Below are 17,699 nucleotides of genomic sequence, written 5' to 3'. Positions count from 1 at the left end.
AGAATACGGCAGTCCGGCAGCGCACGCGGCGCTGCTGCATAACTGCCCCCTCTGTCGGGTGACCTGAGAGCTTCGGCGCATCCGCCAACGTGGCGGGACACCTCCCCTTCGGTGGCCCCGGACGAATCCGGGACGCTTTCCAGAGTGTCACGCAGCCGAGCGGTCCGGTGGCCTGAGAGTTTCCGGGGCGGTTGCTCCTTCGGCGCCTTTGCGCACAGCGTGCGCATCGGGCTCTCCCGCTCGCCTGCCCGCCACAGAATCGCTCCTGCGGCGGAAGACGATCTCGCCCTGCTTGATTTGCTGCATCGCGTCAATCGGGCGAAACGCGCAGGCTTGGGGGAAAACGCATTTGCGCTTCCCTGCGAGGCTGAATAGACACGGGGGCGGGATGAACCTCACTGAAATCTACCTGATCGCGCTAACGATCATCTTCGCCGTGCCGTGGCTGGTGTGGCGCGTGCTGCGCACGGATTACTGGGCGCCGCTTGTGGTGGTGCAGATCGTGGGGGGCATCCTGCTTGGACCCGGTGTGCTGGGCGCGGTCTTCCCCGATTACTACGCTTTCGTGTTCCGGCCCGATGTGATCATCGCGCTGAACGGCGTCGCATGGTGGGCGGTGATGCTGTTCGTGTGGATCGCCGGGATTGAGCTCGACCTTTCCCAAGCATGGAAGCATCGCGGCGAGACGGGACTCACTGCGGGACTGGCGCTCGGCGCGCCGCTGATCGCTGGCACGCTGGCGGCGGCGGTGATCTTGCAATTCCCCGGCTGGCGCGGGCCGAACGGCCAATACTGGCAGGCCTTGCTGGGCATCGGCATGGCCTGCGCGGTGACGGCGCTGCCAATCCTCGTGCTGCTGATGGAGAAGCTCGGCATCCTGCGCGAACAGCTCGGCCAACGCATCCTGCGGTACGCCAGCCTCGATGACATCGCGATCTGGGGCGTGCTGGCGCTGATCCTGCTCGATTGGGAGCGGATCGGGCGGCAGGCGGTGTTCCTCGTCGGCTTCATGCTGGCGGCGTGGGCGGTGCGCTGGCTCATGCAGCGCCTGTCCGAGGCTGACCGCTGGCCGGTCGGTCTGATCTGGCTGGCGCTGTGCGGGCTGGCGGGCGACTGGTCGGGGCTGCACTTCATGGTCGGCGCGTTCCTCGCGGGCGTGGTGCTGGACGCCAAGTGGTTCGGCCACGAGGCGATGGACCGGTTCCGCAATGTCGTGCTGCTCACCGTGATGCCCGTGTTCTTCCTCTCGACCGGCCTGCGCACCCAGTGGGAGGGCGGCGGGCTCGCCGTCTTCGGCGTTGCCGCGCTGTTGCTGGTGGCGGCGGTCGGCGGCAAGCTCATCGGCGTCCACATCGCCGGGCGGATGCTCGGCTGGAGCCGTACCGAGGCGAGCCTGATCGGCTGGCTGCTCCAGACCAAGGCGCTGATCATGATCATCTTCGCCAACATCCTGCTCGACAAGCAGGTCATCACGCCCACGACCTTCACCGCGCTGCTGCTGATGGCGGTGGGCAGCACGATGCTGACCAAGCCCTTCGCGACGCCGCTGATCGCCAAGCTGGGCGAGCGGGTGAAGGCCGAGGCCTGAAGCCACCCCTTCCGCCGCCACGGTCTCGTGTTGGAGACACATGAGACACTGTCCAGGAACAGAAAAAAGTATCGTCGCACACGCAGGATCATTGCGGGGTGGCAGTCAGAAGAGGGGGTACAGGGATTCATGCCCGCGGACCCTGTCAATCCATGTGCAGGTAGGAAAGCGCTTTAGCCTGCCATGCGTCCGCACCTGGGGGCAGGCTGGGTGCAGCGGCGGCGATAGGGCGATAAGCCCTCGCCGCGACAGCGGCGCCCCAAAAGTCGTTCGCGCCAAGCCGCCAAAGGGCCAAGATGCCAAGGTCTGGTACCACGGCTGCGCTACAATAGGTCCTTCTTGGCTCCTTGGCGGCTTGGCGCGAACCAAACTTCAGTTGCGCCGCTATTTGCGAATCATCGCCTGCGCCCGCGCCATCAGCGCCTTCTCGCGCGCCGTGAAGCCGCCAGTGTCCTCGCCGCCTGCCGGGGGCGGGACTTGGGTGAGGAAGTAGGCGAAGCCCCGGCCCGTGCCGAGGTCGAACCAGAGGCCCGATTGCAGGCCGTAAGCTTCGCCCGAATGGCCCACCCTTGCTACGCCGTCGCCAAACAGCTCGTCCCGGCACGTCGCCGGCTTGGGCTGCTCCGCATTCGCCCACAGCGCTTGGGACGAATCGATGATCTGTAGATGCAGACCATAGATGCAGAAGAATTCCTGATCGGGATGGAAACTGGTGTTCCACGCGCGATCGAAGCCTTGCTTCGCACGATCCGAGAAGAAGGCGCGGGGCTCACCGAACGCCTGCCCGATCTTCGCGAGGTCCAGCATCCCGATCCGGACCCCGCCTTGCGGGGAGAAGATCGAGGCATTGGTGCCGGGGACATAGTTCGCCAGCTCGCAGGCAATGCCCTCCGCCACCGGGATGGTGCAGGCGGACGGCAGTCTGCCTGCACCGTCGGCTGCGACTTCGCCGGTGTGGCGGTAGAGCGTCACCTTGCGGGCCTGCATATCGGCATCGCAGCCGATCCAGTTGAGACAGGCCTTCACCCCCAGCGGCGCAAACACCAGCCGTTCGACCAGCCGGTCATACCGCTCACCCGAAGCAGCTTCGAGCGCGGTGGCGACCAGCGGTGAGCCGAGGTTGGCATATTCAAACGCCGCCTCCCCCGACGGGCCGGTGTCGCGCCAGGCGGCAGGGTCGGCAAATTTCGCCTCAAGGCTCTCGCCCAGGGGGATAATGTAACCCGCCTTGTCGCTCAGCCCCGCGCGGTGCGACAGCAAGTGCGCCAGCGTGACAGGCGCGTCGGGATGGTAAGGCGAGCGCACCTTCCACCCGACATAGTCCGAAACATCACGGTCGAGATCAAGCTTGCCCTCGTCCACCAGCCTGAGCGCGGTGAGCGCCATGATCAGCTTGGAGATCGACGCGATCCGCACCGGATCATTGGCTGCGACCGGGCGCGCGGTCTCAAGGTTCGCCAGCCCCTCGACGATCAGCGGGGTGATGGTCTCGCGGTTGAAGGCGACCACCACTGTAGCAGGCGGCGTGGCAGGCGACGGCGCGGTCTCTTGCGCGGTGGCGGGGGCGGCGATGAACACCAAAGCGGCGAGGAAGCGGCGGATCATACCGCGCATCATCGCTGCCCCTGCGCCCGCGTCAATCGAGATTCGGCCGCAGCCAGCGTTCTGCCGTCGCCAGATCGACCCCGCGCCGGGCGGCATATTCCTCGACCTGATCCGGCCCCACGCGGGCAACGCCGAAATAGGCCGCTTCGGGGTGACCGAAATAGAAGCCTGAAACCGCCGCCGTCGGCCACATGGCGAAGCTTTCGGTCAGGGTCAGGCCGGTGTTGGTCGGCGCATCGAGCAGGTCGAACAGGATCGGCTTCAGCGAGTGATCGGGACAGGCGGGATAGCCCGGCGCGGGGCGGATCCCGCGATATTCTTCCTTGATCAGCGCCTCGCAGGTCAGCTGCTCGCCCGGCGCATAGGCCCACAGCGTGGTGCGGACGTGCTGATGCAGCGCTTCGGCGAATGCCTCCGCGAAACGGTCGGCCAGCGCCTTCAGCAGGATGTCGGAATAATCGTCCTTGTCCGCCTGGAACCGCGCCGAGTGGCTGTCGATCCCGTGGATGCCGACGGCAAAACCGCCGATCCAGTCGCCCGCCGGGTCGATAAAATCGGCGAGGCACATATTGGCCCGATCGCGCGACTTCTTGACCTGCTGGCGCAGCATCGGGAGGCGCGCGCCGTTGTCGAGCACGATGTCATCCCCGTCGCGCCCGCACGGCCACAGGCCTGCGACACCGCGCGCGGTCAGCCATTTTTCGGCGATGATTGTATCGAGCATTTCGTTGGCATCGGCGAACAGCTGGGTCGCGGTTTCGCCGACCACTTCGTCGGTCAGGATCGCGGGGTAATTGCCGTGCAACTCCCACGCGCGGAAGAACGGCGTCCAGTCAATGAAGCCGCGCAAGTGCTCAAGGCTCCAGTCGGGGAAGACATGCACCCCCGGCTGCGCAGGTGCGGCGGGTTTGGCGGCGAAGTCGGCGGGAAAGGCATTGGCGCGCGCTTCGTCCAGCGGCAGCAGCGCGCTCACGGTCCGGCCCGCGCGGGCATCGCGCACGGCGATATATTCGTCCTCGACCTCGGCGACGTAGCTATCGCGCTGGGTGTCGGACAGCAGCTTGGACGCCACCCCCACCGCGCGGCTCGCGTCGAGCACGTGGATCACGGGGCCTTCGTAGGCCGGATCGATCTTCAGCGCGGTGTGGACCTTCGAGGTGGTCGCCCCGCCGATCAGCAGCGGCATGGTCATGCCGGCGCGCTGCATTTCCTCGGCGACGGTCACCATCTCGTCCAATGAGGGCGTGATGAGGCCCGAAAGCCCGATCATGTCGGCCTTGTTGTCATTGGCCGAAGCGAGGATCGTCGGCCACGGCACCATCACGCCCAAGTCGATCACGTCATAGCCGTTGCACTGGAGCACGACGCCGACGATGTTCTTGCCGATGTCGTGCACATCGCCCTTCACCGTCGCCATGATGATCTTGCCCTTGGCCTTGCGTTCCTCTTCGGGAAGCAGGTCCTTCTCGGCCTCGATGAAGGGGATGAGGTGGGCGACCGCCTTCTTCATCACGCGCGCGGATTTGACCACCTGCGGCAGGAACATCTTGCCGCTGCCGAACAAGTCGCCGACCACGTTCATCCCGTCCATCAACGGGCCTTCGATCACTTCGATGGGCCGCCCGCCAGCCTCGGCAATGGCGGCGCGCATGATTTCGGTATCATCGACGATATGCGCGTCAATGCCCTTGACCAGCGCGTGTTCGAGCCGCTTTTCGACCGCCCAGCCGCGCCATTCCTCGGCGGCCTTTTCATCCGCAACCGACTTGCCCTTGAAGCTTTCGGCCAGCGTGATGAGGCGTTCGGTCGCGTCCGGATCGCGGTTGAGGATCACGTCTTCGCAGGCGTCACGCAGGGCCGGATCGATCTGGTCGTAAACGTCGAGCTGCCCCGCGTTGACGATCGCCATGTCGAGGCCCGCCGGAATCGCGTGATAGAGGAACACCGAATGCATCGCGCGGCGCACGGGTTCATTGCCGCGGAAGCTGAAGCTGAGGTTGGAGAGCCCGCCCGAATAATGCGCGTAGGGGCACAGCTCGCGCAGTTCCTTGACCGCCTCGATGAAGTCGACGCCGTAATTGTTGTGTTCTTCAATCCCGGTCGCGACCGCGAAGATGTTGGGATCGAAGATGATGTCTTCGGGTGGGAAGCCCTCGGCCACCAGCAGATCATAGGCGCGCTTGCAGATTTCGACCTTGCGCTGCTTGGTGTCGGCCTGACCGACCGTGTCGAAGGCCATGACGACCACAGCCGCGCCGTAATCCATGCAGATGCGGGCGTGTTCGAGGAAGGCGGCCTCGCCCTCCTTCATGCTGATCGAATTGACGATCGGCTTGCCGCTGACGCATTTCAGCCCAGCCTCGATCACGTGGAATTTCGAGCTGTCGATCATGACCGGCACGCGCGCGATATCGGGCTCGGCGGCGATCAGCTTGAGGAAGGTCGTCATGGCGTGGACCGCGTCGAGCAGGCCTTCGTCCATGTTGACGTCGATCACCTGCGCGCCGTTTTCGACCTGCTGGCGCGCGACTTCGACGGCCGTTGGATAATCGCCCGCCATGATCAGCTTCTTGAACGCCGCCGATCCGGTGACGTTGGTGCGTTCACCGATGTTGATGAAGCGGGCGGAGGAGGGTTGGGTCACTTGGAAACTCTCAGTTCAAATCAGGCCGCAATGAAGGCTTCGAGCCCCGCCAGCCGCATCGCAGGCTCGGGGTGCGGCACCTTGCGCGGCTCGGACTTGGCCACCGCCTTGGCAATCGCGGCGATATGCGCCGGGCTCGATCCGCAGCAGCCGCCGAGGATATTGACTTGACCGTGATCGGCCCAGTCCTTGACCAACCCCGCGGTGGTGTCGGGCTGCTCGTCATATTCGCCGAGCTCGTTGGGGAGGCCCGCGTTGGGATAGATCATCAGCAGCGTGTCGGCGATCTGCGAGAGCACCTTGACGTGCGGGCGCAGCTGCTCTGCGCCGAAGCTGCAATTCAAACCGATGGTGACCGGCTTGGCATGGCGCACCGCGTACCAGAACGCCTCGACCGTGTGGCCCGACAGATTGCGGCCCGACAGGTCGGTCAGTGTCATCGAGATCATCAGCGGGATGTCCCGGCCCGTCTCGCGCTCCAACTGCTTGACCGCCATGATCCCCGCCTTGGCGTTCAAGGTATCGAACACCGTCTCGATCAGGATGAAGTCCACCCCGCCTTCGACCAGCGCGGCAGCCTGTTCCTTGTAGACCGCGACGAGTTCATCAAAGTCGATCTCGCGGTAGCCGGGGTCTTCGACATCAGGGCTGAGCGACAGAGTCTTGTTGGTCGGCCCGATGGCTCCCGCGACAAAGCGCGGGCGGCCATCCTTGGCGGCATATTCATCCGCGAGCGCGCGGGCGAGCTTGCCGCTCGCCACGTTGATGTCTCGCACCAGACCTTCGGTCGCATAATCGGCCTGGCTGATGCGGTTGGCCGAGAAGGTGTTGGTCGAGACCACATCCGATCCCGCATCCAGATAGGCGCGGGTGATGTCACCGATCACGTCGGGGCGGGTCAGCGCCAGAATGTCGTTATTGCCCTTCTGATCCGCGGCAAGGCCCAGATCGCCCGCGTAATCGGCTTCGGTCAGCTTGCGGTTCTGGATCTGCGTGCCGAACGCGCCGTCGAAGATCAGCACGCGCTTGGCGGCGGCTGCGAGCAATTGTTCACGCGCACTCATGCGTCGTCTCCGACCGGACGCTTCCCGAGCATGTGGCAGATCGCATAGGCAAGCTCGGGGCGGTTCAAGGTGTAGAAGTGGAAATCGCGCACCCCGCCCGCATAGAGCCGGCGGCACAGTTCAGCGGCGACCGTTGCGGCGACCAGCTGGCGCGCGGCGGGCTTTTCGTCGAGGCCTTCGAACAAGCCGTCCATCCATGCCGGGATTGACGCCCCGCACGCGGCGGCGAACTTACGCGCCTGCGCGACATTGGTGACAGGGAGGATGCCGGGCAGGATCGGGGCGTCGATCCCGCTCGCCGCGCAGGCATCGCGGAAGCGGAAGAAGGCTTCGGGCGAGAAGAAGAACTGGCTGATCGCGCGGGTGGCCCCAGCATCCAGCTTGCGCTTCAGATTGTCGATATCGTCCTGTGGGCTAAGCGCATCAGGGTGGGTTTCCGGATAGGCGGCGACCGAGATTTCGAACGGCGCAATGGCCTTCAGCCCGCTGACCAGCTCCGCCGCGCTGGCATAGCCTTCAGGGTGCGGGGTGAAGGGCGCGCCGGGTTCACCCGCATCGCCGCGCAGCGCGACGATGTGGCGCACGCCCGCTTCCCAATAATGTTCGGCGACCTCGCGGATTTCGGCCTTCGACGCCGCAACGCAGGTCAGATGCGCTGCGGCAGGGAGCTTCGCCTCGCCAATGATCCGCGCCACCGTGGCGTGGGTGCGCTCGCGGGTCGAACCGCCCGCGCCGTAGGTGACCGAAACAAAGCTCGGCCCCAGCGGCTTCAGCTGCGTCACCGCATCCCACAGCTGTTCTTCCATCTTCTCGCTCTTGGGCGGGAAGAATTCGAAGCTCACCGCAACATCCCCCGGCAGGCCGGAAAACAGCGGCATGTCGGTGGCTGTGCGGTATTCGTGGAGCTGGTCGAGAGTCGGGGTCATCAGACGGTTTCCGTGAGGCTGGCAGGGGTCTTCAAAGCGGGGGCGGAACGGCGCTTGGCCGTCCAGATCTTGACGACCAGCGGCCCACCTTCGAGCGCGAGCGGCGGGCTGACGCTGAACCCGGCGCCGCGCAGCAATTCGGCCATCTGACGATCGGTAAAGCCAAGCCGGACGTGCTGGTGGCGAGTGCGCAGTTCCTCGTGATCGTGGCTGGCAAAATCGACAATCGCGATCCGCCCACCGCTGCGCAGCACCCGCGCCGCCTCGGCCAGTGCCGGGGCAGGATCGGCGGCGAAGTGCAGCACCTGATGCAGCACCACGGTATCGAAACTGGCGTCGGAGAACGGCAGATCGGCAAAGTCGCCCTGCACCAGCTCGATCTGTGCGGTCGGCAGATGTTGCAGCTTGGCGCGGGCGACGCGCAGCATTTCGAGGTTCTTGTCGAGCGCGACGATGCGTTCGGCATGAGGTGCGAACAGTTCGGCCATGCGCCCGGTGCCAGTGCCAATATCCAGCAGCGCGCCCAGCGGCGCATCAGCCAGCGCTTCGGCAAGGCCGCGTTCGACATCAGCATCGGCGCTGTGGAGCGCGCGCAGCTCGTCCCACTCCCCGGCGTGGCGGGCAAAATAGGTCTCCGCCGCAGCTTCGCGCGCATTGCGAATCGCGGCGAGTTTGCGGCGGTCAGTTTCGCACAGCGCGGCAAAGGCGGGTTCTTCGGTTTCGGCCAGCGCGAGCAGGCGCTGCACCGCTTCGATCACCGGGGCGCTCGATTCGCTCTGGCGCAGGAACACCCAGCTGCCTTCGCGGCGGCGTTCGGCGAGGCCCGCATCGCACAGGATGCCGACATGGCGCGACACGCGCGGCTGGCTTTGGCCGAGCACCTGTGCCAACTCGCCCACAGCCAGTTCCATCGTCCCGAGCAAGCGGGCAATGCGCAGCCTAGTCGGATCGCCCAGCGCCTTGAAGATGTCCTCGATCATCATTGTGCGAACATCATATAAAGATATTTTTATATCTGTAAATCGTCCGCTGACGATGGGTGCTCGCAAAGACTTGCTACGTCAGCCCCCGGAACGCACTTGCTCAACCCAGCGAGATCGGCGCAGCTCCCCTGACCGGGCGGAAGGTCTCGGCCCGCGCGGGCAGATCGGCGGCGACATTGTAGCGCGCGACCGACTCGTCGATGGCGATGCCAGCATCATGGGTGCTGACCGCGACAAGGCATCCGCCAAAGCCAGCGCCAGTCAACCGCACGCCGCCCGCATCGCCCAGTGCCTCACCGATCAGCCCGGCCAGCCGGTCAATCGGCGGCAGTGAAACCTCGAAATCGGCGGACAGCGAGAGGTGCGCCTCGCGCATCACCTCGGCCAGCAATGCCGTGTCCCCCTGCGTCAGCGCAACCGCGACCGGCTCGACCCGCTCGATCTCACCGACCACATGGCGTGCGCGGCGGTAGAGCGTCCGGTCGAGGCTGGTCTGGGCCGCCTCCAGCGTGGCGAAGTCCAGATCGCGCAAGGCCGTCAGCCCGAAATACGCCGCCGCCGCTTCGCACTGCGCGCGCCGCTCGTTAAAGGCGCTTTCGGTGAGGTTGCGGCGCAGGCCCGTGTCGATCACCGTAATGGCAAGGCTCGCATGAATCGGGATCGGCATGTGCTGCAAGCTGCGGCAATCGAGCAGCAGCGCATTGTCCGCGACGCTGGCGGCGGAGGCCATCTGGTCCATGATCCCGCAGGCACAGCCGACAAAGTCGTTCTCGGCGCGCTGCGCCACCCGGGCGAGCGTTTCCGCCGACAGGTCCAGCCCTGAATAGTCCGAACAGGCCAGCGCCACCGCCACGCCGAACGCGGCCGAGGATGACAGGCCCGCCCCGATGGGAACATCGCCGGCAATCGCGATCCGCGCCGGTTTGACCCGGTAGCCATCCCGCCCCAGCGCCTGCACCACACCGCGCACATGGTTCTGCCAGTTGTTCTCGCTCGGCACGATCGGACTGGCAAGATCGAAGCTGTCCCGCGCACTCGCCATGTCGCCCATGTCGAGCGCGACCGCCTCGAACAGCGGGACCGCGGCGTCCTTGTCCGCCGGGCCGAGCGCGACGATCGCTTCGCGGTCGATCGCGCAGGGCAGGACGAAGCCATCATTGTAATCGACATGCTCGCCGATCAGGTTGACCCGGCCGGGGGCAGCGAAAAAGCGGTGCGGCTCGACCCCATAGGCCAGACGGAAGCCCTGCCGGGCGCGGGCGATCAGTCTCTCGCGGCGATCCATGCTGCGTTCCCTTCGTTAGGCGCGGTAATGCACCAGACCGCTGACCGCGCGCAACATCTCTGCCGCGCGTTCCGGGGTGAGGTCGCGCTGAGGCTCGGCCAGCATCTCGTAACCCACCATGAACTTGCGCACCTCAGCCGAGCGCAGCAGCGGCGGGTAGAAATGCGCGTGGAGTTGCCAGTGGTCGATATCAGGCGACAAGGAATCCGGGCCATAAGGCGCCTGATGCCAGCCCATCGAATAGGGAAAGCTGGTCTGGAACAGATTGTCGTAACGCGTGGTCAGCGCCTTGAGGATGCTGGCGAGGCTGGCGCGCTGTTCGCCGGTCAGCTGCGGCATCCGCTGCACGGCAAAGCGCGGCAGTAGCAGCGTCTCGAACGGCCAGGCCGCCCAGAAGGGGATAATGGCGAGCCAGTCGTCGTTGATCTCGACCACCCGCTCGCCCGCCGCAATTTCGCGCGTCGCTGTGTCGAGCAGCAGCGCCCTTCCGTGGTCTGCGAGGTAGGCGCGCTGGTGGGCGTCCTCGGCGGCGAGTTCCTGCGGGAGGTGCGCCGTCGCCCAGACCTGCCCGTGGGGGTGAGGGTTAGAACACCCCATCATCGCGCCCTTGTTTTCGAACACCTGCACATTGGCAAAGCGTTGGCCGAGTTCAGCGGTCTGATCGGCCCACACGTCAACCACGGCGCGCAGTTGCTCAGGGGTGAGCAGCGGCAGCGACTTACCGTGATCCGGGGAGAAGCAGATCACCCGGCACACGCCCGCCGAAGCCTCGGCCCGCAGCAGCGGGTCATGATCAGCCTCGCTCGGCTGATCCTCGGCCAGTGCCGGGAAGTCGTTATCGAAGACATGGACGCCCTCGTAAGCCGGGTTCACCTCGCCGCCGACGCGGGGGTTGCCGGGGCAGAGGTAGCAGGCAGGATCGTATGAGGGCGGCGGCGGATCGGGCAGGCTGACCTCGCCCTGCCATGGCCGCCCCATGCGCTGCGGGGAAACCTGCACCCAGCCGCCAGTGAGCGGGTTGTAACGCCGGTGCGGGCGGGCGAAATCGACCGCCATCACCCCGCTCCGGCCACCCGCTGCGCAAAGGCCGAACGCGGGGCGAACGTCGCCCGCCCGCCCAGCACGAAGCGGTTGAAGGCGAGCGCCGCGAGAATGCTCGTCACCAGCGTCACCACCATCATGTCGATGTAATGCAGCGTGACCGCGCCCAGCGGCAGAGCGATGAAGGTATAGGCCGCATAGAACGCAAAACCCCACAGCACGCCGATAATCGCCGCCCGCGATTCCACCCCGGTAAACAGCAGCCCGACCGCAAAGGCCGACAGGATTGGCATCGAACTGAGCCCGTTCAATTGCTGGAGCAGGTTGATGATGCTCTTGGCCGAAGCGAACACCGGCACCAGCGCAATCGAGCTGATCGTCAGCAGCACGGTGACGATGCTCGACAGCCGCCAGTGACTCTCAACCTTGGCGACGAACTTCTCGTGGAAATCGACCGCATAGAGCCCGACCGCCGCGTTCATCACCGCCGCCGTATGCGCGATCACCGCAGCAGCGATGGCGGCAGCGAAGATGCCTGACAGCCACGGCGGCAGCACCGCGCCGACCAGCCGGCCATAGGCGGCATCGTCGATATCGCCGAACAGCTGGTAGGCGACCACGCCGGGGATCACGACAATCGCCGGAATGATCAGGATGCGCACCACGGCGGCCGCCAGAACGCCCTTCTGCGCCTCACGCACATTGGGGGCGGCCATCGCCTTCTGGGTGATCGGCTGGTTGGTCGACCAGTAATAGATCTGGATGAAGATCATGCCGGTGAAGAGGGTATGGAACGGGATGGGGGAGTCCGCTCCGCCCACCATGGTCAGCCGTTCGGCGGGCACCCCGCGCGCAATGTCCCAGTCGACTGCATTTAGCGCCAGCACAACGATCAGCACCGCAATCGCCAGCACGCCGATCCCAGCGTAGGTCTCCATCACCGCGACCGCCCGCAATCCGCCCGCCATGGTATAGGCCGCCGCGACCACGCCGAGGAACCCCGCCAGCACCAGCAGCGGCAGGTCGATCCCGGCGGTCTTGAGGAACAGCGCCCCCGAATAGAGCCCGGCGGGCAGATAGATCAGCACCATCCCGAACAGGAACAGCGCCGACACCAGCGTCCGAATCCCGCCGCCGCCGTAGCGCTGTTCCAGCAACTCGGTCACGGTCGTCACCCCGGAGCGGTAATAGATCGGCACGAACACGAAGGCGAGGATCAGCAGACCGATGAACCCACTGATCTCCCACCAGGCGAGGAGCAGCATCTGGTTGCCGTTCATCCCCACCAACTGATCGGTGGACAGGTTCGTCAGCGTGATTGCGCCTGCGACGAACAGCCAGCTCAGCTTGCCCCCCGCCAGATAGACATCCTTGCGCGATCCATCATGCTTTTCGCGGCGGATCGTAAGCCAAGTCACCAGCCCGATGACCGCCGTCACGCCAAGGCAGATGGCAATCTGGATCAGGCTTCCGCCTGTCCCCCCGGACATCACCACTTGCGACATTGTGCGCTTTCCCCTCTCTTGCGGGGCGGTTACAGCGCATTAGCGGGTGCCGGACAAGCCTTGGGGCGTTAATCATCACCGGCAGGGGAGAGGGAATTGCGCGCTAGTCCGGTATTTGCACGGCTCGACGGGGATCGCACCAGTGTGGTCTGGATGGCCTGCGGGGATGCGCTCGATTGCCTTTATCTCGGCCCGCGGCTTGCAGCGAACGAAGATCTCGCCGCACTCGCCGCTGCTGCCGCGCGCGGGCGGCACGAAAACCAGCCCGATATTCCCCCGACCGGCGGCCTGCTGCCCGATCCGCGCAGCGGCTGGCGCGGGCCGCTTCTCGGGGAGTTCGCCTTCGAGGGCCTGCCCGTCACACCGCGCTGGACGGGGCTGTCCATCGACTCTTTCCCCGAAGAGCGCCGCATCGTTGCTAACTGGCGGGACGAGAACCTCGCTCTAACCCTGTCGGTCAGCTGGACGATGGGCGCGGGCGACGTCATCACCACGCGCACGCAGTTCCTCAACACCGAAGATCGCGGCACCCGCGCCACCCGCTGCGCATCGCTGCTGCTGCCATTGCCGCGCGGGTTCGATCACGTCACCCACTTCGGCGGGCGCTGGGCGGACGATATGCGGGCCGAGCGCGTGCGCCTGACCCGCGCCGGTCTCGGCTGGGCCTCGCGTGGGGGCAAACCGGCCTTCGCAGGCGGGGACTGGCTGGTGTTCGATGACGCTGGCAGCGGCGCGCAGCTCGGCTTCCACATCGCTGCGACCGGCGATCACGTTGTGCGGATCGAGCGCAATGACGATGGCAATGCCACGCTGGTTGCCGAAACGCCGATCCCTGCGCCGGGCGCGCCACTGTTCAACACGCCCGAGGCGCTGATCGTATGGGCGCCCGATGGGGGCACCCTCACCCACGCCTTCCACGCCCACGCCCGCCAGCGCCTCACACGGCAGTACGCCAACCCGCCGCGCACCCGCCGCGTCCACTTCAACACCTGGGAAGCCTGCGCCTTCGACTTCGACGAGGCCCGCCTGATGCGCCTTGCCGAGGATGCCGCCGCCATCGGCGCGGAACGCTTCGTGCTGGATGACGGCTGGTTCAAGGGCCGCAGCTCCGACCGCGCCGGGCTGGGCGACTGGACGCCCGATCCCGTCCGCTTTCCGAACGGCCTCGGCCCGCTGATTGCGCAGGTAAAGGCGCTCGGCATGAATTTCGGCCTGTGGGTCGAGCCAGAGATGGTCTCGCCCGACAGCGACCTCTATCGCGCCCATCCCGACTGGTGCCTGCACGAACCCGGCCTGCCCCGCCCGACCGAGCGCAATCAGCTGGTGCTCGATTTCACCAAGCCCGAAGTCGCCGCGCACATCCGGGAATGCATCGCCCGGCTGCTGCGCGAGAACGACATCGCCTACCTCAAGTGGGACCACAACCGCCGCCTGTTCCCCGCCGCGCCGGATCTTTCGCAGGTCGGCCAGCTCCAAGACATTTGGTTCGCCCTGCGCCGCGAGTTCCCGGCAACCATGATCGAAAGCTGTTCGAGCGGCGGCGGGCGGATCGACATGGCCATGCTCGGGCTAATCGAGCGGGTCTGGCCGTCGGATAACAACGACGCGATCGAGCGGGTGCGGATCATGCGTGAATGGAGCCGCTTCCTGCCCTTGGAAGTGCTCGGCAATCATGTCGGCCCCTCGCCCAATCCCATCACCGGGCGGCGGGTCGGGATCGACTTCCGCACCAAGGTCGCAGTGTTCGGGCACATGGGGGTCGAGGCTGATCCCGCGCGGATGAGCGACAAGGAGCGCGGAACCCTTGCAGTGCATATCGCGCTCTACAAGGCATGGCGCGGGGTGCTGCACACGGGACGGCTGCACCACCTTGCGCATCCGGACGCGGGCGTGACGGGGATGATGGTGACGCATGGCGACAAGGCGCTGGCGCTCGCCGCACAGACCGGTTTCTCGCCCGTGTTCGACGCCGCGCCGATCCGCCTTGCCGGACTGGATCCGAAGGCGCGCTACCGTGTGACCCTGCCCGAACCTTGGCCGCCGAGGGCGAAGCACTACCTCGCCAATCCTGACGCATGGCGCGACGGCCTGACGCTGTCCGGCGCGGCGCTGATGACGCAGGGCCTTGCCCTGCCCCTTACCCACCCTGAAACCGCGTGGCTGATCGCGCTGGAGAGACTGCCCGCATGAAACTCGGCTGTTGCTACTATCCCGAACATTGGCCCGAGGCGATCTGGGCTGAGGACGCGCGGCGCATGGCGGCGATGGGCTTGCGGCTAGTGCGGATCGGTGAATTCGCGTGGAGCCGGATCGAGCCCGAAGGAGGTGCGCGCTACGAGTGGGGCTGGCTCGACCGGGCGATCGAAACACTGCACGCGGCGGGACTGCAAGTGATCCTCGGCACGCCGACCGCGACGCCGCCCAAGTGGCTGGTCGATCATATGCCCGACATGGTCGCCATCGACGAACAGGGTCGCCCGCGCGGCTTCGGTTCGCGGCGGCATTACTGCTTTAGCCACGAAGGCTACCGCGCCGAATGCCGCCGGATCGTGACCGCGCTGGCGGAACGTTACGGCGCGCACCCGGCGGTCGTGATGTGGCAGACCGACAATGAATATGGCTGCCACGACACGGTGCTAAGCTTCTCGGACGCCGCCGCCGCCTCGTTCCGAGGCTGGCTCGCAGCGCGTTACGGCACGGTGGATGCGCTCAACGCGGCGTGGGGCAATATCTTCTGGAGCATGGAGTATCGCTCCTTCGCCGAGGTCGATCCGCCGCATCTGACGGTGACCGAAGCGAACCCGGCGCATTGGCTCGACTACCGCCGCTTTGCTTCCGATCAGGTGGCGAGCTTCAACCGCGAACAGGTCGATATCCTTCGGCGGCTCTCGCCCGGCGTGGACATCACCCACAACTTCATGGGCTTCTTTACCGAGTTCGATCACCACGATGTCGGCCGCGATATCGATGTGGCGACGTGGGATTCCTATCCGCTCGGGTTCCTCGAACAGTTCTGGTTCTCGCGCGAAGAGAAGGCGGCTTACCTGCGGCAAGGCCACCCCGATATCGCCGCCTTCCACCATGATCTCTATCGGGGGTGCTCGAACGGCCGCTGGGGGGTGATGGAGCAGCAACCGGGGCCGGTGAACTGGGCGCGCTACAATCCCGCGCCGCTACCGGGGATGGTCATGCTATGGACGCTGGAGGCTGCCGCGCACGGGGCAGAACTCACCAGCTATTTCCGCTGGCGGCAGGCGCCCTTCGCGCAGGAGCAGATGCACGCAGGCCTGCTGCGCCCCGACAGCACCGAAGCCGAAGCCGCGCCCGAAGTGCGGAAGGCAGCAGAAGTGCTCGCCGCCATTGGCCCGCAGCAGACCGCACAGGCTCCGGTGGCGCTGGTGTTTTCCTATGCGCCGGCATGGGTGATCGGCATCCAGCCGCAGGGGCAGAGCTTCCGCTATCTGGAGCTCGTGTTCACTTGGTACTCGGCGCTGCGGGCGCGCGGGCTGGATGTCGATATCGTGTCGCCCGAGGCTGACCTGTCGGGATACCGCATGGTGGTGGTGCCTAGTCTGCCGATCCTGCCCGAAGGCTTTGCCGACAAACTTGGCGCCCTCACCTGCCCGGTGCTGGTCGGGCCGCGATCAGGTAGCAAGACGGACAGTTTCTGCATGCCCGAAGGCCTTGCGCCGGGGTCCTTGCGTGACGTCATCCCGCTGACTGTCACCCGCGTGGAGTCCTTACGCGATGGCATCTCCGAACCGGCCGAGGGCTTCGCCGTCACCCGCTGGCGCGAAGATGTGGCGAGCGACCTTGCGCCCGAATGGGCCGATGCCGAAGGGCGCGGTGTGGTCTACGCCCACGCCAATATCCGCTACTGCGCGGTCTGGCCCGACGCCAAACTGCTGGGGCTGCTGGTGGAACGCATGGCGGCCGAGGCCGATGTGCCGCTGACCCACTTGCCCGAAGGCATCCGCATACGCCGCACGCGCACCCATGTTTTCACATTCAATTACAGTGCTGCGCCGGTGTTCGTGCCCCATCTTGGCCTGACCCTCGGCCCCGCCAGCTGGCACCTAGACCCCCTTTAGCAACCGCTCGTAATGCGCGCGCAGGGTCTCGCTGCCATATTCGGGGGTGAGGTCAGCAGAATATTCGCCGGTCGCCGGATCGCGCACCAGCATCGACTCGGTCGCGTAATAGCGCGCAATGCGCGCATATTCGGCTTTCTCGGCAAACCAGTCCGATACCCCCGCACCAAGTCCCAGCGCCCGCTCGGCATAGGTGAAGATTTTGGGCGAGACCGATTTGAACCGCGGCGGTCTGCCTGCGGCTTCAAAAAGCATCTCCCCCGCCTCGCGCAAGGAGATCGCCGGGCCAGGGCCGCCGATGGGGAGGATACGGTTCGCGGCCTCAGGATTGTCGATGGCAGAGGCAGTAAACCGCGCCAGATCGCCGTCACTGATCGGCTTGCAGCGGGTGAGATTACCGTCCCCGAAGATGAGGAACGGCTTGCCCGCCTTCACCCGCCTTACCTGTCCGGACAAGGACTTGAAGAAGGCCGTAGGGCGGATGATGGTATGGGTCAGGCCGCCCGCGGTCAGCCGCGCTTCGAACTTCAGCTTGGCGTGCTGGAAGGCGAGCAGCGGCTTCTGCACGCAGATCGCCGAGAGCAGGATGAAGTGCCCCGCACCCGCCGCCTCAGCAGCCTCAAGCAGTGCAAGGTTGGCGCGGTAATCCACCGCCTCGGCATCCTTGGGTGCGCCGCTGCGTGAGGCGATGCACGAGATCACAACCTCGGGCTGCGCCTCATCCATGACCTTTGCCAACGCCGCCCCGTCAGCCAGCGCCGCACGCGGCAGAGCGGTGACTGCGTGCCCCTCAGCCGCCAGCTGCGCCGCCACCGCTGAACCAATGGTGCCGCTTGCTCCGGCAAGGACGATACGGCGCGGCGTGGGACGGTCTGGGTTCATGCAATCACCCTACCGCGCGCAGGCCGAGCGCAAAAGTGCGAGTTGCCGGATTGCCCCCCGCTCGGGCAGCGCTAGGGTGGGGCCT

General features: G+C 65.9%; 12 protein-coding genes and 2 riboswitches. Of the genes, 3 read left to right on the top strand and 9 right to left on the bottom strand.

Annotated elements, in window-relative coordinates:
- Window positions 1-41: 41 nt before the first annotated feature.
- A riboswitch (glycine riboswitch) is annotated at window positions 42-150 on the bottom strand.
- A riboswitch (glycine riboswitch) is annotated at window positions 151-249 on the bottom strand.
- A 139-nt stretch (window positions 250-388) separates the two neighbouring features.
- Window positions 389-1,588, top strand: a complete 1,200-nt coding sequence (locus GRI59_RS05885; protein WP_160760215.1) for a cation:proton antiporter — start codon at window positions 389-391, stop codon at window positions 1,586-1,588.
- 384 nt (window positions 1,589-1,972) lie between these two features.
- Here GRI59_RS05885 and GRI59_RS05880 read toward each other — a convergent pair whose 3' ends face one another.
- The 8 genes from GRI59_RS05880 to GRI59_RS05845 all read right to left on the bottom strand — a co-directional run bounded on the left by GRI59_RS05880 (window position 1,973) and on the right by GRI59_RS05845 (window position 12,641).
- On the bottom strand, window positions 1,973-3,193 hold the full coding sequence (locus GRI59_RS05880; RefSeq protein ID WP_237440673.1) for a serine hydrolase domain-containing protein: 1,221 nt from the start codon (window positions 3,191-3,193) through the stop codon (window positions 1,973-1,975).
- Window positions 3,194-3,224: 31 nt separating this feature from the next.
- Window positions 3,225-5,837 carry a methionine synthase gene (gene metH, locus GRI59_RS05875; RefSeq protein WP_160760213.1) on the bottom strand — a complete coding sequence of 871 codons (2,613 nt, stop codon included), beginning with the start codon at window positions 5,835-5,837 and terminating at the stop codon, window positions 3,225-3,227.
- A gap of 20 nt (window positions 5,838-5,857) precedes the next feature.
- Complete coding sequence (locus GRI59_RS05870; protein ID WP_160760212.1) at window positions 5,858-6,901, bottom strand: homocysteine S-methyltransferase family protein; 1,044 nt, start codon at window positions 6,899-6,901, stop codon at window positions 5,858-5,860.
- Window positions 6,898-7,827, bottom strand: coding sequence for a methylenetetrahydrofolate reductase [NAD(P)H] (gene metF, locus GRI59_RS05865; protein WP_183363502.1), 930 nt, complete (start codon window positions 7,825-7,827; stop codon window positions 6,898-6,900). The genes GRI59_RS05870 and metF overlap by 4 nt, the downstream gene beginning before the upstream one ends.
- Window positions 7,827-8,810 carry an ArsR/SmtB family transcription factor gene (locus GRI59_RS05860; protein WP_160760211.1) on the bottom strand — a complete coding sequence of 328 codons (984 nt, stop codon included), beginning with the start codon at window positions 8,808-8,810 and terminating at the stop codon, window positions 7,827-7,829. The genes metF and GRI59_RS05860 overlap by 1 nt, the downstream gene beginning before the upstream one ends.
- 100 nt (window positions 8,811-8,910) lie before the next feature.
- Window positions 8,911-10,095 (bottom strand): galactokinase, encoded by a 1,185-nt coding sequence (galK, locus tag GRI59_RS05855; RefSeq protein WP_160760210.1) that lies wholly within the window; start codon window positions 10,093-10,095, stop codon window positions 8,911-8,913.
- Window positions 10,096-10,110: 15 nt separating this feature from the next.
- Window positions 10,111-11,151, bottom strand: a complete 1,041-nt coding sequence (locus GRI59_RS05850) for a UDP-glucose--hexose-1-phosphate uridylyltransferase (protein WP_160760209.1) — start codon at window positions 11,149-11,151, stop codon at window positions 10,111-10,113.
- Entirely contained in the window at window positions 11,151-12,641 is a 1,491-nt protein-coding gene (locus GRI59_RS05845; RefSeq protein ID WP_237440672.1) for a sodium:solute symporter family transporter, read from the bottom strand. The genes GRI59_RS05850 and GRI59_RS05845 overlap by 1 nt, the downstream gene beginning before the upstream one ends.
- Before the next feature lie 96 nt (window positions 12,642-12,737).
- Between GRI59_RS05845 and GRI59_RS05840 the strand changes: the two genes are divergently transcribed.
- Window positions 12,738-14,831: an alpha-galactosidase gene (locus GRI59_RS05840; RefSeq protein ID WP_160760208.1), complete on the top strand. Its 2,094-nt coding sequence runs from the start codon at window positions 12,738-12,740 to the stop codon at window positions 14,829-14,831.
- Entirely contained in the window at window positions 14,828-16,732 is a 1,905-nt protein-coding gene (locus tag GRI59_RS05835; RefSeq protein WP_160760207.1) for a beta-galactosidase, read from the top strand. Before GRI59_RS05840 ends, GRI59_RS05835 begins: the two co-directional genes overlap by 4 nt.
- Here the strand turns inward: GRI59_RS05835 and GRI59_RS05830 are convergent.
- Window positions 16,718-17,614 (bottom strand): NAD(P)H-binding protein, encoded by an 897-nt coding sequence (locus GRI59_RS05830; protein WP_160760206.1) that lies wholly within the window; start codon window positions 17,612-17,614, stop codon window positions 16,718-16,720. The genes GRI59_RS05835 and GRI59_RS05830 overlap by 15 nt on opposite strands.
- Between the last annotated feature and the right edge of the window lie 85 nt (window positions 17,615-17,699).

Source organism: Erythrobacter ramosus (assembly GCF_009828055.1).
GTDB lineage: Bacteria > Pseudomonadota > Alphaproteobacteria > Sphingomonadales > Sphingomonadaceae > Erythrobacter > Erythrobacter ramosus.
The sequence above is the reverse complement of the archived record's forward strand: the minus strand, read 5'-3'. Positions and strand labels throughout refer to the sequence as shown.